This is a genomic window from Labrys wisconsinensis (assembly GCF_030814995.1).
In the GTDB taxonomy this organism is placed as follows: domain Bacteria; phylum Pseudomonadota; class Alphaproteobacteria; order Rhizobiales; family Labraceae; genus Labrys; species Labrys wisconsinensis.
In genome coordinates this window covers 1,275,364-1,295,813 of sequence record NZ_JAUSVX010000001.1, presented here as the reverse complement: position 1 = coordinate 1,295,813, position 20,450 = coordinate 1,275,364, and the positions used below count along the sequence as shown (strand labels likewise).

Annotated in this window: 20 protein-coding genes; 10 read left to right on the top strand and 10 right to left on the bottom strand. The window is 70.5% G+C overall.

Annotated elements, in window-relative coordinates; translation table 11 throughout:
• Positions 1–18 precede the first annotated feature (18 nt).
• The 10 genes from QO011_RS05925 to QO011_RS05880 form a co-directional block, all read right to left on the bottom strand.
• Positions 19–3,489: a YhaN family protein gene (locus QO011_RS05925; RefSeq protein WP_307268927.1), complete on the bottom strand. Its 3,471-nt coding sequence runs from the start codon at positions 3,487–3,489 to the stop codon at positions 19–21.
• Positions 3,486–4,751 (bottom strand): metallophosphoesterase family protein, encoded by a 1,266-nt coding sequence (locus QO011_RS05920; RefSeq protein WP_307268923.1) that lies wholly within the window; start codon positions 4,749–4,751, stop codon positions 3,486–3,488. The genes QO011_RS05925 and QO011_RS05920 overlap by 4 nt, the downstream gene beginning before the upstream one ends.
• A gap of 13 nt (positions 4,752–4,764) precedes the next feature.
• Positions 4,765–5,277, bottom strand: a complete 513-nt coding sequence (locus QO011_RS05915) for a DUF1993 domain-containing protein (RefSeq protein ID WP_307268920.1) — start codon at positions 5,275–5,277, stop codon at positions 4,765–4,767.
• A 371-nt stretch (positions 5,278–5,648) separates the two neighbouring features.
• Positions 5,649–6,449, bottom strand: a complete 801-nt coding sequence (locus QO011_RS05910) for a creatininase family protein (protein ID WP_307268918.1) — start codon at positions 6,447–6,449, stop codon at positions 5,649–5,651.
• A gap of 13 nt (positions 6,450–6,462) precedes the next feature.
• Positions 6,463–7,977, bottom strand: a complete 1,515-nt coding sequence (locus QO011_RS05905) for a class I adenylate-forming enzyme family protein (RefSeq protein WP_307268915.1) — start codon at positions 7,975–7,977, stop codon at positions 6,463–6,465.
• Positions 7,978–8,005: 28 nt separating this feature from the next.
• Positions 8,006–8,941, bottom strand: coding sequence for an ABC transporter permease (locus QO011_RS05900; RefSeq protein WP_307268913.1), 936 nt, complete (start codon positions 8,939–8,941; stop codon positions 8,006–8,008).
• Positions 8,938–10,038 carry an ABC transporter permease gene (locus tag QO011_RS05895; RefSeq protein WP_307268910.1) on the bottom strand — a complete coding sequence of 367 codons (1,101 nt, stop codon included), beginning with the start codon at positions 10,036–10,038 and terminating at the stop codon, positions 8,938–8,940. Before QO011_RS05895 ends, QO011_RS05900 begins: the two co-directional genes overlap by 4 nt.
• On the bottom strand, positions 10,035–11,582 hold the full coding sequence (locus QO011_RS05890; protein ID WP_307268905.1) for an ABC transporter ATP-binding protein: 1,548 nt from the start codon (positions 11,580–11,582) through the stop codon (positions 10,035–10,037). Before QO011_RS05890 ends, QO011_RS05895 begins: the two co-directional genes overlap by 4 nt.
• 111 nt (positions 11,583–11,693) lie before the next feature.
• Positions 11,694–12,695, bottom strand: a complete 1,002-nt coding sequence (locus QO011_RS05885) for a BMP family protein (protein WP_307268902.1) — start codon at positions 12,693–12,695, stop codon at positions 11,694–11,696.
• Positions 12,696–12,848: 153 nt separating this feature from the next.
• On the bottom strand, positions 12,849–13,820 hold the full coding sequence (locus QO011_RS05880; protein ID WP_307268900.1) for a LysR family transcriptional regulator: 972 nt from the start codon (positions 13,818–13,820) through the stop codon (positions 12,849–12,851).
• Between the two features lie 108 nt (positions 13,821–13,928).
• Between QO011_RS05880 and QO011_RS05875 the strand changes: the two genes are divergently transcribed.
• From QO011_RS05875 to rplS, 10 genes are all read left to right on the top strand, one after another.
• Positions 13,929–14,228, top strand: a complete 300-nt coding sequence (locus QO011_RS05875; RefSeq protein WP_307268898.1) for a hypothetical protein — start codon at positions 13,929–13,931, stop codon at positions 14,226–14,228.
• Positions 14,229–14,383: 155 nt separating this feature from the next.
• Positions 14,384–15,232 (top strand): ParA family protein, encoded by an 849-nt coding sequence (locus QO011_RS05870; protein ID WP_307268896.1) that lies wholly within the window; start codon positions 14,384–14,386, stop codon positions 15,230–15,232.
• On the top strand, positions 15,229–15,699 hold the full coding sequence (locus QO011_RS05865) for a hypothetical protein (RefSeq protein WP_307268893.1): 471 nt from the start codon (positions 15,229–15,231) through the stop codon (positions 15,697–15,699). Before QO011_RS05870 ends, QO011_RS05865 begins: the two co-directional genes overlap by 4 nt.
• Before the next feature lie 251 nt (positions 15,700–15,950).
• Positions 15,951–17,510, top strand: coding sequence for a signal recognition particle protein (ffh, locus tag QO011_RS05860; protein ID WP_307268890.1), 1,560 nt, complete (start codon positions 15,951–15,953; stop codon positions 17,508–17,510).
• 49 nt (positions 17,511–17,559) lie between these two features.
• Positions 17,560–17,919 carry a 30S ribosomal protein S16 gene (gene rpsP / locus QO011_RS05855; RefSeq protein WP_307268885.1) on the top strand — a complete coding sequence of 120 codons (360 nt, stop codon included), beginning with the start codon at positions 17,560–17,562 and terminating at the stop codon, positions 17,917–17,919.
• A gap of 38 nt (positions 17,920–17,957) precedes the next feature.
• Entirely contained in the window at positions 17,958–18,593 is a 636-nt protein-coding gene (rimM, locus tag QO011_RS05850) for a ribosome maturation factor RimM (RefSeq protein WP_307268883.1), read from the top strand.
• On the top strand, positions 18,590–19,285 hold the full coding sequence (trmD, locus tag QO011_RS05845) for a tRNA (guanosine(37)-N1)-methyltransferase TrmD (protein ID WP_307268881.1): 696 nt from the start codon (positions 18,590–18,592) through the stop codon (positions 19,283–19,285). Before rimM ends, trmD begins: the two co-directional genes overlap by 4 nt.
• 73 nt (positions 19,286–19,358) lie before the next feature.
• Positions 19,359–19,589 carry a hypothetical protein gene (locus QO011_RS05840; protein WP_307268878.1) on the top strand — a complete coding sequence of 77 codons (231 nt, stop codon included), beginning with the start codon at positions 19,359–19,361 and terminating at the stop codon, positions 19,587–19,589.
• Positions 19,586–19,879 carry a type II toxin-antitoxin system RelE/ParE family toxin gene (locus QO011_RS05835; RefSeq protein ID WP_307268877.1) on the top strand — a complete coding sequence of 98 codons (294 nt, stop codon included), beginning with the start codon at positions 19,586–19,588 and terminating at the stop codon, positions 19,877–19,879. Before QO011_RS05840 ends, QO011_RS05835 begins: the two co-directional genes overlap by 4 nt.
• A 178-nt stretch (positions 19,880–20,057) precedes the next feature.
• Positions 20,058–20,432, top strand: coding sequence for a 50S ribosomal protein L19 (gene rplS / locus QO011_RS05830; RefSeq protein WP_307268873.1), 375 nt, complete (start codon positions 20,058–20,060; stop codon positions 20,430–20,432).
• Positions 20,433–20,450 lie beyond the last annotated feature (18 nt).

The window sequence follows — 20,450 nt, the reverse complement described above, 5'->3', positions numbered from 1 at the left end:
TCCAGACCGTCACCGCGCTCAGCCCTGCACGGCCGCGACGTTCCCGAGAGGAATCACGTCGACATTGTGGCCGAGACGGTCCCGGGCGATCTCCACGACGTGGCGGTGGTGGGTGAAGAGGATGGTCTGGACCCCGCCGCCCACTTCGGCGAGCGCCGCCAGGGCGGCGGCGACGCGCCCCTCGTCGAAGGTGACGACCAGGTCGTCGCCGATGAAGGGCGGCGCCGGACGGCGCCCCGCGAAGGTTTCGAGGCTGGCGAGGCGCAGGGCGAGATAGAGCTGGTCGCGCGTGCCTTCGCTGAGGCCGTCCACCGCGACGGCCCGGCCGTCGGCGCGGCGGGCGGCGAGGCGCGGCCGGTCGTCCTCGCCATAGTCGACGGCAAGGCCGGCAAACCCCGCTTCGGTGAGGCGCGACAGCAGCTCTCCGGCGCGGGCGATCAGCGGATCCTGCTGGCGCTCGCGCTGGCGCTCGATGCCGATGGCGATCAGAGCCGAGGCCGTCCTCAGGGCGAGATAGTCGCGGGCGATGCGCTCGAGGTCGGCGGCCGCGTCCTCCCGCCGCTGCGCCGCCGTCGCCGCGCCGCTCGCCGTCTCCAGGGCCTCGCGGCGGCGCTTGAGATCGCGCGATTCGCCGACGAGGCCGGTGCGCTCGTCCTGCAGCGCCGCTTCCTCGGCGGCCAGCGCCGCGTCGGCGGCGGCGGCCTCGACCGGCTCGATGCCGCCCGCTTCCGCCCGCAGCACCGCCTCCGCCAGGCCGTCGCCCTGCTGCGCCAGCTCGGCGCGATCGGCGGCAAGGGCCGCCTGCAGCGCCAGGCGCCGGGAAAGACGGGCGGCGAGATCCGCCAGCTCCGGCACGGCGACGCCCGCCTCCCCGGCCAGCGCGGCGAGGGTCTCCTGCGCGGCGGCGCCGGCCCGGCGCGCCGCCTCCAGCGCCAGGCGGAGCTTCTCCTGCTGCTCCTCGCCGGCGCGGCGGCGTGCCAGGGCGTCGCGTGCCCGTTGCAGCCGGGCCGCCAGCGCCTCGGCCAGGCCCGCGGGCGCGCCGGCATCGAGGCCGAGCCGCGCGGCGAGGCCCTGGGCGCGCCGCGCGAAGCCTTCGGCATCGGCCTCGATGGTGGCGATGCGATGCTCGAGATCGCGCAGCAGAACGAGCCGGCCTGCCGCCTTCTGCCAGAGGTCGAGGGCGAGGCGGACCTCGCCGGGACCGGCTGCCTCGGCAAGGCCGATGCCGGCGAGGCCGGTGCGCCAGGCCGGCTCGAATGCCGCCAGCGCTGCCGTCGCCTCCGCGGCGGCGGCCGCCGCCCGCTCCTGCGCCGCCTCGGCACGAACGGCCTGGTCGGCCAGGGAGCGGGCGGCGCGGGCCGTCGCCTCGAGCGCATCGAGCCGTTCTTCGATCTCGCGCACCAGCGTCTCGGGCGAGCGGTTGGCCGGGTCGGCGAGGCCGAGCTGGCCGGCCAGCGCGTCAAGGGCCGGGCGCTCCGCGGCGAGACGCGCCTCGGCCGCGGCGACGGCATCGCCGAGCTCGGCGATGCCGTCGCGCTCCTGGCGCAGCATGCGCAGCTCGCCGGCCCAGGCAACGGCCCGTTCCGGCGGCGGCGCAGCGGCGAAGGCCTCGAACAATCCGGCCCATTCCGCCGCCAAGGCCCGGGCCTCCGCCGCTGCGGCGGCGACTGCCGTGGCATGGCCGGCGAGCGCGGCGCGAGCCGCCTCGACCGAGCGCTGCGCCGCCTCATGGCGGGCGATGCGGTCGGCGGCGGCAAAACGGCGGTCGGCCAGGTGGTCGGCCTGGGCGACCGCCCCCCTGTACTGCGTGACGGCGGCCGGTTCCGGATCCGCCAGCACGGCTTCGAAGCCGGCATCGCGCCGGGCGCGCGCCTCGGCGAGCTGCCCGGCCTCGACGATGTCGCCACCGGCGAGGGCCGCCGCGGCCTGCTCGGCATCGGCGACGGCAGCCGCCTGCCGCCGGCCCTCGGCTTCCAGGCTCGAGCGCCCGCTGGCCGTCGCGGCGAAGCGGGCGGCGAAGCGCAACAGCGTCTCCTCGTCCGGAAGAGGCGCATGCCAGAGGCCGGGATCGGCGACCGCCAGCCGGGCGACCCGCTCGTCCAGGAGCCGCCGGCGCCGCATCATCTCGACCCGGCGCTCCTGCGTGGCCGCGGCGGCCGCCAGCGCCGGCCGCATCGCCTGCAGGGTGCGGCGCAGGGGGGCGGGATCGTGCGCGGCGGCGAGCCGGGCCCGCTGGCCGCCGAGCTCGGCGATCTCGGCCGCCGCGGCCTCGGCCGCCTTGCGGGTGCCGGCGAGCGCGGCCTCGAAGCCCTGGCGACGCTCGGCGAGCAGACGGACGCGCTCGACGGCAAGATCGTCGGGCAGCAGCCGCTCGAGGCCGGCGCGGTCGGGCAGGCCGAGCCGGCGCGCCAGATCCGCCACCTCGTCGGCGATGCCGCGCGCCTCGCCGCGGCGGCGCGGCAGGTCCTGCAACGCCTTGGCCAGGGCGGCGCGCTCGTCCGACAGCGCGGCGACGGCCGCCGCCTCCGCCAGCACGGGCGGGTCGACGGCGAGGTCCGCCAGTCCCTCGGCTGCGGCGGCGGCCTCGCGCTCCAGCCGGCCGGCCTCGTCGGTCCCTCGCTCCGCCGCGTCGAGGGCGGCGCGGGTGCGGTCGATGAAGCCGCCGGCGACCGGCGGCGCCGCGCCGGACTCGACGGCAAGCGCGGGACCGAGCCCGGCATCCTCGGCCAGGCCTGCCTCGATGCGGCGCAGGATCGGGGCGACCCGCCGCACGCGCGCCAGGCGAGCCCGCTCGCCGGCGACGGCGCCGAGCCGCGCGACGATGGCGGCAAGGCGCTCGTCGTGCCGGGCGATGTCGTCGTCGAGCGCCTTCAGCTCGTCGGCGCGCAGCGTCTGCTCGCGCAGATCCTTCCGCGCCTGGTCGTAGCGCTCCAGCGCCTGGTAGAACGGCTTGCGGTCCGAGCGCCGCAGGCCGAACAGGGCGTCGGCCTCGTCGTCCAGGCCGGCACGGACGCCGACCAGCCCCCTGAGGCCGGAGGACGCGGCGAACAGGCTCTCGCCGATATCGCCGCGGGCCTCGATCAGCGCCTGGGCGCCGGCCCTCAGGCCCTCCTGCGACAGGCCGAAGGCGGTGCGGAACACCTCACGCGGCACGCCGCCGAGCAAAGGCTCGAGCAGGGCCTCGTCGAGCGGCCGCTCCTGCGCATCCACCAGGGTGTTGCGGTTGCCCTTGCGACGGCGGACGGCGAGCCGACGCCCGTCGGCGGCGAGGATCTCGGCCCCGACCCGGAGCTCGCTGTACTTGTGCAGGAAATCGGCGCTGGACCGGAGCTCGAAGCCGTAGAGCAGGTCGGTGATCGCCGCCAGGGCCGAGCTCTTGCCGGCCTCGTTGCGACCATGGACCAGATGCAGGGCGGCGTCCGCCCGGAAGTGCAGCGTCCGGTCGGTGAACGGGCCGTAGCGTTCGAGGTCGAGCCGCAGCAGCCTCATGCCCGATCCACGGCCATCAGCCGGCCGAGGGCCAGGTCGCGCGCTTCCGCCACCAGCCTCGCCCGGTCTTCGCCCTCGAGACCGGCGAGCGCCTGGCGAACCTCCTCCGGCAGCTTCGCCGCAATGTCGGCCAGCGCCGCATCGAGGCCGACGGCGAGCGCCGGATCGCGCTCGGCCTCGGCGAGCAGCAGGGCGGGGTCGAGAACCACGTCGCCGTCGTCGCGGCCGGGCCGGCCGGCGGCTCCCTCGCCGGCCGGCGCGCGGGTCTCCAGCACCAGCTTTTCCAGGAAGGCCTGGTCGGATGCCCGGTCGAGAGCGGCCTCGATCTCGGCTTCGAGCTGAGCCCGCTCCGCGGCGAACCGGCGATGCGCCGGCGTCGTGCCGGTCAGCGTGATGCGCAAGGCGAGAGGCCGGCCCTCCGCCTCGGCCAGCGCCGGCGCCAGCACCGCCTCGACCCGGCGGGTCGCCGTCTCGATGTCCGGCGCGCCGGCGACATCGACCGCCAGCCGCGCCCAGCGCGCCACGTCGACGATCAGCCGCTCGGCGCCGACGACCTGCCCGTCGGAGACCTCGACCAGCATCGCCCCCTTCGGACCGGTCTCGCGGATATGGCGGCCCTGGATGTTGCCGGGGAACACGACGAGCGGATCCTGCGCCAGGATCTCGTGGGCATGGATATGGCCGAGGGCCCAGTAGTCGTAGCCCTTGGCCTTGAGGTCGGCGAGCGAGCAGGGCGCATAGGGAGCATGGTCGGGACGGCCGTCGGCCGAAGTGTGCAGCACGCCGATGTTGAGCCAGCCGGGCTTGGCCGCGGGATAGGCCGGCACCAGGTTCTCCGCCACCGCGCGCTCCGCAAAGCTGCGGCCGTGCAGCGCCGTGCTCCAGCGGTCCAGCAGCAGCGTCTCGCCCTTGCGCGCGGAGAAGGTGGTGACGCCCTCGGGCAGGATCAGCGACCGGGTGATCTGGCTCTCGGCATCGTGGTTGCCGCGGATCAGGACGACGGGGATGCCGGCGCGCGACAGGCGGGAGAGCTGCCGGGCGAAGAACAGGCCGGTGCCATGGTCGCGCCAGTCGCCGTCATAGACGTCGCCGGCGATGATCAGGAAGGCCGCCTCCAGGGCCAGGATCTTGTCGACCAAGGCTTCGAAGGCCCGGCGCGTCGCGTCGGCGAACAGTGCGGCGAGGCGCGGATTCCGGGCGCCGAGCCCCCGCATCGGACTGTCGAGATGCAGGTCCGCGGCGTGGACGAAGCGAAAGCGCATCGGCGGCGCCCGCTCAGGCCGGGAGCGCGCCCATGAAGTCGCGCTTGGAGAGCTCCACGCCGTTGGCGCGCAGGAGGGCGTAGACCGCGGTGACGTGGAAGAAGAAGTTCGGCAGCACGAAATGCAGGAGATAGGTGCGGCCGACGAAATTCACCGGCTGACCCGCCACGGTGATGGTGATCGGGCGCTCGCCCCCCTCGTCGATCGCCGCCTTCGGCAGGCCCTTGACATGGGCCAGGGTGCGGGTGATGCGGCTCTGCAGCTCCTCCAGCGCCGTCTCGTCGTCGGAGAAGCGCGGCGGCTCCTGGCCGGCGAGGCGGGAGGCGCCGTTCTTGGCGAAATCCGCCGCGAGCTGCACCTGCCGGGACAGCGGGAACATGTCGGGGAACAGCCTGAGCTGGCAGAAGACCGCGCTGTCGATCTTCTTGGCCGCAGCATGGGCAGCGGCCTTGCCCAGAGTCGCCGAAAGGGTCTCGAGATATTGGATGAACACCGGCACCGACGCTTCATGGAGGCTGATCGACATCGCGGCTGTCTCCCTGCGGGCTGTCTTTCCCTCTCGATAGGACCGATCGCCGCGAACCGCCACCGGAAAGTCGCCGGCTGTCTCGAACCGGGGCGTTGGCCTTCCCGCGGGACGCCTGAAGGCGCCCGCCGGAGATTGAGGTCAAACGCGACGCCGGCCACTCCCTTCCCCCTTGCGGGGAGGGGTAAGGGGATGGGGGTCGTGCAGAATGGGCAGATCGGCTTGCCAAGGGCGCCCTGTGGCACATGCGGCGCCCGATCCTGATGGACCCCCACCCCCTACCCCTCCCCGCAAGGGGGAGGGGAATGGCTGACGTCGCGGACTTGTCGGCGCTGGCCGGCGTGCCGCGCCGATTCGCTTCCCCCGGACGATCAGCTCCCCGCCCCCGGACTCGGCCGGAGATCCGGGAATTCAAAGGCCGCGACCTCCGGCAGGACGTCCGCCAGGCGCTGCAGCACCGCCTCGACGCGGACCCTGCCGCGCTCGGCCGTGGCCACGGTCGCGTCGCCCCAGGTGCCGGTCGGCTGGAAATCGCGGGTCAGCCAGGCGACCGTCGCGCCCTTGAACTCCAGCGACAGGTGCCGGGCGGTGAAATCGGGGAAGGCGGCCTCGACCCGGTCCTGGCGGACGCGGTCGGGCGAGAGCGCCAGCATGACGCTGGTTTCCCAGTCGCCGGCATGGATGCCGAAGGCCGCCTCCGCCTCCGTCACCTCGAGCGGATCGCGCGCGATGGCCGAGGGGAAGAGCTGGAACACCATCAGACCGGTCTTGGCCCGCACGTCGCGGGCGAGGACCTCCAGCAGGGCGCGGTTGCCGCCATGGCAGTTCCACAGCACCAGGCGCCGGAAGCCGGAGGCCAGGGCGCTGGCCGCGATGTCCTGCACCACCGCCGTCAGCGTCGCGGCCGAGAGCCAGAACGAGCCGGGGAAGCCGGCATGCTCGTTCGACTTCGAGATCGGCAGGATCGGCAGCCGGTAGACCTTGACCGCGTCGGGGAGCCGTTCCAGGGCGAGGTCGAGGAAGCGATCGGAAAAATACAGGTCGGTGTCGACGGTCAGGTGCGGCCCGTGCTGCTCGAGCGAGCCGAGCGGCAGCACCAGCGCGGCCTCGGTCTTGTCGAGGTCGCGGACCTCCGGCCAGGTCATCCGGGCGATGTTGCGTTCGATGGTCATGGCTTCCTCCGTCTCAGGCGCCTGCCAGCGCGGCAGCGCGCAGCTCGGCCTTGGCGATCTTGCCGGTCGGCGTCATCGGGAAGGCCTCGATGCGGCGGATGGCGAGCGGCGTGAGGTCGTAGCCGAGGCGCGGGGCGATGGCGGCCTTCAGCCCCGCCGGATCGAGGCCGGCCTCGCCGGTGACGAAAGCGACCGGCCGCTCGCCGAGCGCCGCGTCCGGCAGGCCGACCACCGCCGCCTCGCGCACGCCGCCCTCGGCGGCGAGCGCCTCCTCGATATCGCGCGGGAACCAGGTGCGGCCGGCGACGGTGATGAGCTCGGCGAAGCGCCCTCGCATCGTCACGGTGCCGTCGGCGGCCATGGTGCCGGCATCGCCGGTGTGGAGGAAGCCGCCGCGCAGCGTCTCGGCCGTCTTTTCCGGCCGGCCCCAATAGCCGACCATGAAGCCGCCGGCGAGGCAGATCTCGCCGAGCTCGCCCGGCGGCACCTCGCGGCCCTCGGCGTCCTGGATGCGGACATCCTTGTCCGGCAGCGGGCGTCCGACGGCCCCGAGCGCCTCGTCCGGCAGCAGGACGGGCTCGCCCAGCGCGACGAAGCCGCCGAGCTCGCTCTGGCCGTAGCTTTCGACCAGCGGCAGCCCGAGCTCGTCGCGCCAGGCCCGCTTCAGCACCGGCGGCACGGGACCGCCGCCGGACATGCCGAGGCGCAGCGTCTTCGGCGGCCCGCCGCGGGCGCGGGCGGCCTCCAGCACGTCGGTGAGAAGGGTGGGATTGGCGACGAGCAGGGTGGCCTGCGTCCGCTCCAGCGCCTCGAAGCCGCTCTCTGCCGTCCAACGCCCCATCACGTTCACCGTGGCGCCCCGGCGCAGCGGCGCCAGCAGGTTGCCGACGAGCTGGTAGGAGCTCGACAGGGCCGTCGGCCCGAAGGAGACGTCCTCGGCCGTGATCCGCAGGCGCTCGGCGATGCAGCTGGTGGCCCGCATGGTCGGCTCGTGGGCGAGGCAGGCGCCCTTGGGCCGGCCGGTGGTGCCGGAGGTGTAGGAGAGATGGGCGATCGCCGTCTCGTCCGCGGGATCGGGCGGCGGCGCGAAGCCGGCCGCCATCAGCTCCGGCAGGCTCTCGGCGCCGTCCTGTGGGCCGTCCATGCAGACGAGGCGCGGGAGGGGGGTGAGCTTTGCCGCGGCGCGGCGCACTGCCTCGCCCATGTCGTGGGTGTAGATCACCACCGAGGGCGTGTGGTCGGCGAAGTAATAGTCGAGCTCGTCGGCGAACTTGACGTTGACCAGCGCCGAGATGGCGCCGATCCGCCAGCAGGCGAACATCGAGACGAGATAGTCCATGCCGTTATGGGCGAAGATGGTGACGCGGTCGCCCTTGCCGATGCCGAGATGGTGCAGCATGCCGGCGGCGGCCTCGATCGCCTCGGCCGCCTGGACGAAGGTCAGGGCGCGGTCGCGGTCCACCCAGCGAAAGCAGACGCGGTCGGGACGGCGCGCGGCGCCGTCGCGGATGAGCTGGTGCATCAGCATGCGGAGAACTCCCTTCTCGACATCATGGTCATTCGTCCCGGTAGGGCTGCATCAGGGCCGCCGGGCTGCGCGCCCGCCCGAACAGGCCCGAGATGGCGATGACGGTCATCAGGTAGGGCAGGGCGATGAAGAGCTGCGGCGGCACCGGCAGGGCGAGGAGCTGCATCGACAGGCCGAGCGCGTCCGCCGCGCCGAAGGCGAAGGCCGCCGCGATCGCCGCGAACGGGTTCCAGCGCCCGAGGATGACGATGGCGAGCGCGATGAAGCCCCGGCCGGCGACGATGGTCTCGCGGAACAGGCCGATCTGGCAGAGCACGAGATAGCCGCCGGCGAGGCCTGCGCCGAGGCCGGAGAGCAGCACGCCGACAAGGCGCATGCGCGTCACCCTGAGGCCGGCCGCGGCGGCGGCCCGGGGATTCTCGCCGACGGCGCGCAGGTTGAGCCCGAAGCGGGTGCGGAACAGCACGACCCCGCCGACGAGGGCGAGCGCCAGGGTGGCGTAGAGCATCGGCGATTGCTGGAACAGGACCGGGCCGGCGACCGGCAGGTCGGCCAGGCCGGGAATGGCGAGAGGCTCGATCATCGGCGTGCTGGAAAATTGCGGCGTGTCGCCCGTCGCCGCCCGGTAGATGACGCTGGCGAGACCAAGCGCCAGGATGTTGAAGACGACGCCGACCACCACCTGGTTGGCCTGGACGACGACGTAGAACAGGCCGAGGAACAGGCTGGCGGCGAGCGCCGCGGCCATGGCGGCGAGCAGCCCCAGCGCCGGGCTGCCGGTCGAGACGGCGACGAGATAGCTCGCCAGCGCGCCGAGCAGGATCGTGCCCTCGACGCCGACATTCACCACGCCGGAGCGCTCGGCATAGATCTCGCCCAGGGCGGCGAGCAGCAGCGGGCCGGAGAGGCGCACGCCCGCGGCGAGCCAGGTCGTGAGGAAGGCGAGGTCGACGGCGGTGCTCATGCGGCGCCTCGCGGCGGACGGGAGCGGACCAGCGCCAGGCGATGGCTGCGCAGGATCTCGGCGCCGAGCAGGCAAAGCACGATCAGGGCCTGGACCACCTGGATCACCGCCGAGGGCAGGCCGGTATGGCGCTGCGTCGCCTCGGCGCCAACGGTGAGGCCGCTATAGAGCAGCGAGGCCACGACCGAGCCGGGCACGGTCATGCGGCCGAGCAGTGCCGCTACGATGCCGACGAAGCCGGTTCCCTGGGACAGGCCGTCGAGCAGGCGGTGGTGCACGCCGAGGATGTCGATCGCCCCGGCCAGGCCCGCCAGCGCCCCGGCGATAATGGCGGCGAGCAGGATGCGGCGGTCGACGTCGATGCCGCCATAGCGCGCCGCCCGCGGATTGAGCCCAGCCGCGACAAGCTCGAAGCCGGCGGCCGTCTTCTCCATCAGCAGGAAGACCGCGATCGCCAGCACGAGGGCGATCAGGATGCCGGCATGGGCCCGCGTGCCCTCGATGACGATCGGCAGCCAGAAGGCGCGGTCGATCAGGGCTGTCTGCGGCTGGTCGCCAGCGGCCCGCATCGGGCCGGAGACCAGGAACTGGACCAGCAGGACGGCGAGGTAATTGGTCATCAGCGCCAGGAGGACGGCATTGCCGCCGGTGCGCACCTGCAGCAGCGCCACGATCATCGACCAGGCCATGCCGGCGGCGGCTCCGGCCAGGAGCGCGAGCGCGATCACGCCGGGGCCGGGCAGGGCGGCGAGCGGACCGCCCGGGCCGGCGGCCAGGGCGACGGCGGTCGCGGCCGCCGCGGCGACGACCAGCGCGCCCTCGAAGCCGAGATAGATGAAGCCCGACCGCCAGGCGACGATGGTGCCGAGGCTGACCAAGATCAGCGGCGTCGCCTGCACCAGGGTGTAGCCGAAGCCGCGCCACTCGAGGAAGGCGCTGGAGATCAGGGCGAGATAGGCGGCCAGCGGATCGGCGTGGAACAGGAGGAACAGGACGCCGCCGAGCGCCACGGCGAGGCCGATCGCGCCGGCATAAAGGGCGGCGAAGGCGAGCGGGCCGTCGAGCGGCGCCAGCCGGCGGGTCAGGACGAGCCTCATGCGTGGCCCCCGGCCGCGCCGCCCGCCATCAGCCCGCCGATGATCGCCAGGTCCGCCTCCGCGGCCTCGAGAAGCCCGGCGATCCGGCCGCCGAACATCACGGCGATCCGGTCGGAGAGGTTGAGGATCTCCTCCAGCTCGGCGGAGACCAGCAGGATCGCCTTGCCGGCGGCGCGCTGGTCCATCAGTTCGCCCCAGACGGCGCGCGTGGCGCCGATGTCGAGGCCGCGGCTCGGCTGCTCGACCAGGAGCAGCTCGGGCTCGCGCATCACCTCGCGGCCGAGCACCACCTTCTGCAGGTTGCCGCCGGAGAGCTTGCCGGCGGGAAAGGCCGGGCCGGGGACCCGGACGCCGAAGCGCTGGATCAGCGCCCGCGCGTCCTCCAGGCCGCGGCGCCGGTCGAGGAAGCCGTGCCTGACATAGCGGCCGAGGTCGCCGAGCATGGTGTTTTCCAGGACCGGCAGCTCGACCAGCGACCCGACGCGGCGGCGGTCGGCGGGGATATAGCCGATCCCGGCGGAGCGGCGGCGCGCCGGGGTCCAGTCGGTGATGTCCTGGTCGCCGAAGCTGACGCCGCCGGACGCGACCGGCCGGAGGCCGAACAGCGCCTCGACCAGCTCGGCCTGGCCGTTGCCGTCGACCCCGGCCACGCCGACGATCTCGCCGGCCCTGAGGTCGAGGTCGACGCCCGCCACCCGCGCCGCGCCGGCTGCCGCGCCGACCACCAGCCGACGGACCGAGAGGACGGTGCGCCCGGGACGCTGCGGCGGCCGGTCGACGCTCAGGCTGACGGAGCGGCCGACCATCATGCGCACGAGCGCGTCCCGGGTGGTGGCGGCGGTCTCGACGGTGTCGACGCGGCGGCCGTCGCGCAGCACGGTGACGCGGTCGGAGATCGCCAGCACCTCGTGCATCTTGTGCGTGACGATGACGATGGAGCGGCCGGCGTCGCGCAGCGACCGCAGCACGGCAAACAGACCCTGCACCTCCTGCGGCGTCAGCACCGCGGTCGGCTCGTCGAGGATCAGCACGCGTGCATCGCGGAACAGGAGCTTGAGGATCTCCACCCGCTGGCGCACCCCGACCGGCAGATGCTCGACCACGGCGTCGGGATCGACATCGAGGCCATAGGCGTCGGAGAGCGCGCGGATGCGGGCGCGGGCCGCGGCCGGCCGGAAGCGCCCGTCGCCGGGCAGCGCGGTCGCGCCCATGATCAGGTTCTCGGTGACCGTGAAGCTCTCGACCAGCATGAACTCCTGGTGGATCATGCCGATGCCGCAGGCGATCGCCGATTCCGGCCCGTTCATCTCCACCGGCGCCCCGTCGATCAGGATGTCGCCGGCGTCGCGGCCGTAGAGGCCGTAGAGGATCTGCATCAGCGTCGACTTGCCGGCGCCGTTCTCGCCGAGCAGGGCGTGGATCTCGCCGGCCTCGAGGTCGAAATCGATGGCGTCGTTGGCCAGGAGGCTCGCCGAGAAGCGCTTGCTGATCCCCCGGAGGGCCACGACGGGCCGGGCGGGGGCGAGGGGTTGGGCGGCAGCCATGGTGCCTCGCCGGTCAGGCCGGACATCCCGCCCGAGCGGCGGGCCGGGATGTCCCGTGGGATTGCAGGGGAAGCGGACCGGGCCGGGATGTGCGCGACCCGGTGCGCCGCGTCACTTCAGGGCGGCGGCAACGTCGATCTTGCCGTCCTTGAGGTCCTTCCAGATCGCCTGGAAGGCCGCCCAGGTCTTCTCGTCGATGACCTTGGCGTTGTAGGCCCCCGATCCCGCCACGGTGAGCCAGAGGAAATCGACCGGCGGGGCCCAGGCGCCACCGCCCTTGAAGGAGCCGTCGGCGACCATGCCGGCGACCGCCTCGACGATGCCGGCATTGTTGGCGGCGAAGCTGGTGCCGATCGCCTCGGGAGCGAGCGCCATCTGGTCGGCATTGGAGCCGATGATCTTGACGCCCGTCTTGGCCGCGGCGCCCTGGATGGCGCCGATGCCGGTGAGGTCGGCGATGTGCCAGATGACGTCGGCACCGTTGCCGATCAGGGTGTCGGCCGCCTCGCGCCCCTTGGCCGCGTCATTGTAGTCGCCGGTGATGATGCCGGCGGCCTGGAGGCCGGGGACGGTGGCGACGGCACCGGCCTTGAACGCCTTGACCATCGCCTGCTGGGTCGGGTTGTCGCCGCCGCCGACCACGCCGACGCCCTTCTTCACCGACATCAGCGCCGCGAGCGCACCGGCGGCATAGGCGACCTGGGCGAAGCGGGAGTCGAGATAGAGGGCGTTGTCGGGGACCTTGGTGCCGCCGGGCGCGGTGGTGGTGGCGAAGAATTTCTGGCTGGGATAATCGGGCGCGATCTCGGCGAACAGGCTGCCGAACTGGAAGCCGTGGCCGACGATAAGGTCATAACCGTCATCGGCATAGCCGCGGACGACCTGCGGGATCGCGGCCTGGGCGACGTTCTCGGTGAAGGCGGTCTTGAAGCCCTTGGCCTCGAGCGCCTTCAGGCCCTCATAGGCACCCTGGTTCCAGCCGCCATCGGCGATCGACCCCGGCAGCACCAGCGCCACCTTGGCGACGGCGGCGAAGGCCGTGCGGGCGCCGAGACCGCCGAAGGCGGCGGCCGCCAGAGCAGCCTGCAAGAGATTGCGACGGGACATCGACATCTGCACCCCCTTCTGTCGGGTTGGAGCGGGCCGTCGGGCGATACCCACCGCTCGCGGCAAGGCGTGATCAAAACGCGCTCATGCCCACATGTTAGGCAGATGCCGAGGCCTTCGAGAAGATCGCCCGCCGATAAGGGGATCATATCAATCGGGTTATGCCAGGGCGCGTCGGCGCTGGGCGGCCTCGACCGGGCCGACGGCATCGGTCTCCCGGATCGCCCGCATCACCACGGAGCGGAGCCAGCGGATGGCCGGGCTGTAATGTGTCCGGTCGTGCCAAAGCTGGTGGAAGCGCATGGCCGGGAAGAAGGGCGGGGCCGGCACCACCTCGATCGGCAGGTGCCGGGCGTGATGCTCGGCGAAGCGGCGGCCGGTGGTGAAGACGAGGTCGGTCTCGGCCAGCACATAGGGCACGAGGTTGAACTCGGGCACGGTCGCATGGATGATGCGCCGGTAGCCACCCCGCGCCAGCTCGCCGTCGATCGGGCCGGCATCGCGCAGCGAGCTCGGATGCGGCGCCAGGTGCTGCAGCGTCAGGTAATGCTCGAGGGAGGGGCGCCCGGCGGTCGCGGCCGGATGCCCGCGCCGCATCATCAGCACCACCTCGTCGTCGTAGAGCGGCGCCAGGCGCAGGCCTTCCGGCGGGCTCGGGCTGTTGTCGATGACGAGGTCGATCTCGCCGACCTTCAGGGCCTCGAACACGTCGAAGGCCGGATCGATGGAGCGGAACTTGACCCGCAGACCGGGGCCGGCCGCGGCCACCGCGGCGATGATGCGCGGCACCAGGGCGACGGCGAGGCAGTCGGCACAGGCGACCGAGAACACGCGCGTCGACTGCGCCGGCACGAAGGCCGTCTTCGCCGCCGCGATCCCGTCCAGCCGCTGCAGGACGTCGGCGACCGCCTCCCGCACCGCGATGCCGCGCTCGGTCGGCACGAAACCCGAGCCGCTGCGCACCAGGAGGGGATCGGAGAAGGCGCCGCGCAGGCGCTTCAGCACCCGGCTGACCGAGGGCTGGGGCAGGTTGAGCCGTTCGGCGACCCGGGTGACGCTGCAGTCCGTCAAGAGTTGACGCAGGATCATCAGATGCGAGACGTCGAGGGACCGGAGATCGGCAATGCCCATGGCAAAACCCCTTCGAAACGGGTGGCGGGTTGCCGGGGAGAGGAGCAAGAACCACGCCAGAGACATGATAGAATAGCCCGCAGCCGCCTCCTGTCGAAGGTGCCGCCGATGATCCGGGCAGCTCTCTGCCTCGCAGCCGCGCTGGCCTTCCCTGGCCCGGCGGGCGCACACCAGGCGCCCAGCGGCTGGACCTATGACAGCGAATGCTGCGACGGCAGCGATTGCCGCCCGATCCAGGACGATGCGGTGGTGCGCGTGCCGGGCGGCTGGCGAATCGTGGCGACGGGGCAGGTCTTCACCGACGACGCCGTCAAGCACTCGCCCGACGGCCATTTCCACCGCTGCTCCGCCTATGGGCGCGAGGACACCCATACCTATTGCCTCTATGTTCCGGACCTGGGCATGTGATGCGCGATAGGCCCTGGACGACTTGCTAAATCCTCTCCGCACTGCATCTTCGCGGATATCATCCCACTGCGGCCCGAACGAGATTTCCTATTGCAACTATCTATTTTAATTCGCTCAGCCTTGATATATTGCTATTCGAAAGCTCGGGGCGCAAAATGACTGTTTCTGTTTCACTAATTAATATGAAGGGTGGCGTTGGCAAAACCACTCTGGCATTCAATTTAGCCTGGTTTGCGAGTTTTAAGAGAGCAAAGAAAGTGCTCGTCGTAGATCTTGATCCACAAGCGAATGCAAGTCAATACTTAATGGGCGCGCGGAATTATCTTTCCCACATCCGCGGAAACAAGGGAACGGTCGTCGAAATTCTTGAGCAGTTTACACCGGCTTTCCACGGAAGATCTGCACCAAGCCCACTAAAACCTGAAGATGTAATATTAACTGTCAAGGCATGGAATGATGGTAGTTTTATCGATCTAATACCATCGCGGCTTGAATTGGCGTGGACTTTGAAGAATCCGACTTCGAAAGATCGCTTATTGGCTAAATTTCTCGCCGATACCGCGAGTAAATATGATTTGATATTGATTGACTGCGCTCCAACGGAGTCAATTCTTACGCTCTCCGCTTACCGATCGAGTCGATATGTCCTTATACCTGTAAAGCCGGAATTTTTAGCTGCCATTGGTCTTCCGTTACTTGTGCGATCTATAAATGAATTCCACGCATCCTTTGGTCAGCACCAGCTTGATATTGCAGGCATCATTTTCACCGATTCCGACCCACAACACGCCAAACCCGAGCATAACGCAGGCCGCCGAGATGTCGCCGCAGTTGCTGCAGCCGAAGGTTGGATGGTATTTTCAAACGAGCTTCGGCACTCCGACTCGTACCCAAAAGGCGCGCGAACTGGAGAACCGATTTTTCTGACGGACTATGCGCGCTGGTGGGTGAAGGACGAGTTTGATCAGCTCGGCGCTGAGTTTATGTCACGGATTGGGTTATGAGTAAGCGCGGCCAGGAACTCCTATTAGAATTACTTCTTCTTTCCTTGCGATATACGAAGAAGGATATAGATTGGGCGCAGCGTGAACTCGCGCGTTACCCACAAGCCCAGCATCTACGAATAGCTTTTGAGATGCTTAATAGAAGGTCACCGACCGATCTTTCGCCAGAGCGTCTGCACAAGCGGGAGGAAGAGGATACAAAGGTTCGCGCATCAACACTTATCGCAAAACTTGACTCACCTCGCTCGGCAAAGGAAACGCGGAAGCTTGTAAGTATTGCTAGGCGCCTCGGAATCACCACGCAAGACAGAACCAACGATGAAGTTATATCCATTGTCAAGCAGGAGTTAGATAAAATGGACTTATCTACACTTCACCGCTTTCTGGGTGCTTCCAAATCTCCGCAAAGCCCTGACGAAGATTACCTTGGGTTAGCTGAATATTTGATTCATAGAGGCTACAGGTAGGCAATAGCGCCAAAATTCCTTTTGTTTGTTCGCTTGGCGGCCTCCTTGCCATTCTAGTCGCGGGGAACCCAGCAAAACGGCTTCTGCGTTGACTTTCGCCAGACTTTCCCCTATCGGAGCCGCACTCTTGACGGAGTGAGACGTCCGATCCGCCGCCCGGCCCTCGAGGCCGGAGGCCAACGCCCGCCAGCGCGATGCGCCCGCGGGCGTGTTTTGCGTTGGACGCCTTTCCTCCAAATGGGACGAACCTGATGTTCGATGGCCTTTCCTCACGTCTGTCCGACGTGCTCGACAAGCTGACCCGGCGCGGCGCCCTCTCCGAGGGCGACGTGGCCGAGGCCATGCGCGAGATCCGGCGCGCGCTGATCGAGGCCGACGTGGCGCTCGACGTGGTGCGCAGCTTCACCGACAAGGTGCGCAACCGCGCCGTCGGCGCCGACGTGCTGAAGTCGGTCACGCCAGGGCAGATGGTCGTCAAGATCGTCAACGACGTGCTGATCGAGACGCTGGGCTCGGACGCCCAGACCATCGACCTCGAAGCCGTGCCGCCGGTGCCGATCCTGATGGTCGGCCTGCAGGGCTCGGGCAAGACCACCACCACCGCCAAGATCGCCAAGCGCCTCACCGACCGCAACAAGAAGAAGGTGCTGCTGGCCTCGCTCGACACCCGCCGCCCGGCGGCGATGGAGCAGCTCGCCATTCTGGGCCGCCAGGTCGGCGTCGAGGTGCTGCCGATCGTCGCCGGCCAGAGCGCCGTGCAGATCGCCCGCCGCGCCATGGATGCCGGCCGCTTCGGCGGCTTCGACGTGGTCATGCTCGACACGGCCGGCCGCACCACGGTCGACGAGGCGCTGATGGCCGAGGCCGCCGAGGTCAAGGCCGCGACCAACCCGCACGAGGTGCTGCTGGTCGCCGACGCCCTCACCGGCCAGGACGCGGTCAACACCGCCCGCGCCTTCGACAACCGGCTCGGCATCACCGGCATCGTGCTCACCCGCCTCGACGGCGATGGGCGCGGCGGCGCGGCGCTGTCGATGCGGGCGGTCACCGGCAAGCCGATCAAGCTGGTCGGCGTCGGCGAGAAGGTCGACCAGCTGGAGGATTTCCATCCCCAGCGCATCGCCAACCGCATCCTCGGCATGGGCGACATCGTCTCGCTGGTCGAGAAGGCGGCCGAGAGCATCGACGCGGAGAAGGCCGCCAAGATGGCGGCCAGGATGCAGAAGGGCGCCTTCGACCTCGACGACCTGCGCGAGCAATTGCTGCAGATGGAGAAGATCGGCGGCATGTCCGGCGTGCTCGGCATGCTGCCGGGCATGGGCAAGATCAAGGACCAGATCGCCGGCGCCAACCTCGACGACAAGGTGTTCAAGCGCCAGCGGGCGATCATCGAATCGATGACGCCGAAGGAGCGGCGCAACCCCGACATCCTCAAGGCGAGCCGCAAGCGCCGCATCGCCGCGGGATCGGGGACCTCGCCCGAGCAGATCAACCGCCTCCTGAAGATGCACCGCCAGATGGCCGACATGATGAAGTCCATGGGCGGGGCGAAGAAGGGCGCGCTCGGCAAGATGGCCTCGATGTTCGGGATGGGCGGCGGCATGCCGCAGATCCCGCCCGGCGCGCTGGAACAGCTCGGCAAGGGCGGCGCGCCCGGCCTGCCCGGCGGCCTGCCGGGAGGCGGCCTGCCGCCGAAGATCCCGGGCCTCGGCGGGCCTGGCCTGCCGGCGAAATTCCCGGGAGGCCCCGGCCTGCCCGGCCTCGGCGGCCTGCCGCCGGGCTTCCCCTTCGGCGGGGGCAAGAAGAAGTGACCCCGCCCCGTTCCCTCCCCTGAACCCACACGACAAACGGAGAACCACCATGTCCCTGAAGATCCGCCTCGCCCGCCGCGGCGCCAAGAAGCGCCCGTTCTATGCGGTCGTGGTCGCCGACTCGCGCTCGCCGCGCGACGGCCGCTTCATCGAGAAGATCGGCACCTACGACCCGATGCTGGCCAAGGACGGCGACAAGCCGCGGTGGACGGTCGACCTCGACGCCGCCAAGGCCTGGCTCGGCAAGGGCGCGACCCCGACCGACCGCGTGCTGCGCTATTTCGACGGCGAAGGCCTCCTGAAGCGCGAAGCCCGCAACAACCCGGAGAAGGCCGTTCCCGGCAAGAAGGCGCAGGAGCGCGCCGCCGAGAAGGCCAAGAAGGCCGCCGCCGCCGAAGCGGCGGAGTAAGGGCGCGGATGCCGCGCCCTCCCTCCCGGTCCCGGCCGATGCCGGGCACGCCCGAAACGGGCGAGCCCGCTGCCGCGGCACCGCGGCCAGACCTGGTGCTGCTCGGCGTGTTCGGCGCGGCGCATGGCGTGCGGGGCGAGGTGCGGCTGAAGTCCCATACGGGCGATCCCGCCGCCATCGCCGGCTATGGCCCGCTGCGGACCGAGGCCGGACGGGTGTTCGAGCTCGTCTCGGTGCGCCCGCTCAAGGACGACATGCTGGTCGCCCGGGTGAAGGGCATCTCGGACCGCACCGCGGCCGAGGCGCTGACCAACCTGCGCCTGCATGTCGAGCGCGCCGTTCTCGGCGAGGCCGACGCGGAGGAGGACGAGTTCTTCCACGCCGACCTGATCGGCCTCACGGCCGAGACCGCCGACGGCAACGCCTTCGGCACCGTCCTGGCCCTGTTCGACTTCGGGGCCGGCGATCTCCTGGAGATCAAGCCGTCCGACGGCGGACGCAGCCTGTTCCTGCCCTTCACCAAGGCCGCCGTGCCGGTAGTGGACGTGCGGGGCGGGCGCCTCGTCGTCGTGCCGCCGGCGGAGATCGAAGGCGAGCCGCCGCCGGCCGCGGGACAGGTCGATATCGAGCCTGCGGCGCCGCGGCGCCGCGGCCTCGGGCCGCCGGCCCGATGAGCTGGCGCGCCACGATCCTGACGCTCTATCCCGAGATGTTCCCGGGGCCGCTCGGCATCTCGCTCGCCGGCGATGCGCTGGCGCGCGCCCAATGGTCGCTCGAGGCCCGCACCATCCGTGACCACGGCCTGGGCCGCCACCGCGCCGTCGACGACACGCCGGCGGGCGGCGGGCCGGGCATGGTGATCCGGGCCGACGTGCTGGCGGCGGCGATCGACGCCGCCGACACGGACGAGCGGCCGCGCCTCCTGATGTCGCCGCGCGGCGCGCCGCTGACCCAGGCCCGCGTCCGCGCCCTGGCAGCGGGCTCGGGCGCCGTCATCGTCTGCGGCCGCTTCGAAGGCGTCGACGAGCGGGTGATCGAGGCGCGGGGGCTGGAGGAGGTCTCGATCGGCGACTACGTCCTCTCCGGCGGCGAGCTCGCGGCGATGGCGCTGATCGACGCCTGCGTGCGGCTGCTGCCCGGCGTGATGGGCGCGGACGCCTCGGGCGAGGAGGAGAGCTTCGAGAACGGCCTGCTCGAATATCCGCACTATACGCGCCCGCCCCTGTTCGAGGGCCGCGAGATCCCCGAGATCCTGCGCTCGGGCCATCATGCCAGGATCGCCGCCTGGCGGCGCGAGCAGGCCGAACGGATCACGCGGGAGAGGCGGCCGGACCTGTGGGCTCGGCGTCGGGGCGGGGCGGAGTAGCGACACGTCCACGCCAGCGAGCCTGGCTATCCAGCGAATTGGCCGATGACCACATATTCGCTATGGTGGCACCATGACCAAGCTGCTCCGACAAGCCCTGGAAGCCGTCAGCCGCCTGCCTCCGGGCGACCAGGACGATATCGCGGAGATGATCCTGGCGCTCACCCGCGCCGATCTCGAGGTGCCGGAGCCGATCGACCCAACCCATTTGCAGGACGTGCTGGAAAGCCGGGCCCAGGCTCGTCGACGCCAGTTCGCCAGTGAAGCGGAGATTGCCGCGGCCTTCGACCGGTTCGGTGCATGAAGCTGCGCTTCACGCCGCGGGCGATCGAGAACATCAATGAGCTTGCGGACTATCTGAATGAACGCAGCTCTTCAGCCGCGAGAAACGTCCGCGCCGCCATTTACGAGCGCCTGCAAACCCTATTGATGTTTCCACGCGCCGGGCGCCGGCAAAACGCCGAGGACGTCAGAAAGGTGGTGACGCGGCGCTATCGCTACCTGATCTACTACATGCACGACGAGCCGGGCGAGGAAATCATCATCCTCAATATCAAGCACCCCGCCGAGGATCGAGAGCATGAGGACCCTTAACCGCGCGACGAACCGGGTCTAACCGCCCCGCGCCGATCGCTCGGGTCGGCCCGATTGATCCCTTTTGCGATCTTCGCCGACTTGCCCATGGACTTCCCCTGCCAATTCGCGTATGGGCACGCCTTCCCTGGCAACCAAGAGCAAGATGCGCCCGAACGGTGCGCGCGGAGACAAGACGATGAACCTCATTCAGACGATCGAGCAGGAAGAGGTCGCACGCCTCTCCGCCGGCAAGGACATTCCGGAATTCCAGCCCGGCGACACGGTGATCGTGAACGTCAAGGTGAAGGAAGGCGAGCGCACCCGCGTGCAGGCCTATGAGGGCGTCTGCATCGCCCGCGACGGCGGCGGCCTGCAGGAGAGCTTCACCGTCCGCAAGATCTCCTACGGCGAGGGCGTCGAGCGCGTGTTTCCGCTCTATTCGCCGATGATCGATTCCATCAAGGTGGTGCGCCGCGGCAAGGTGCGCCGCGCCAAGCTCTATTACCTGCGCGACCGCCGCGGCAAGTCGGCCCGCATCGCCGAGCGCACCGACACCAAGAAGGGCGCCTGAGCCGCCCGCCACCCGACG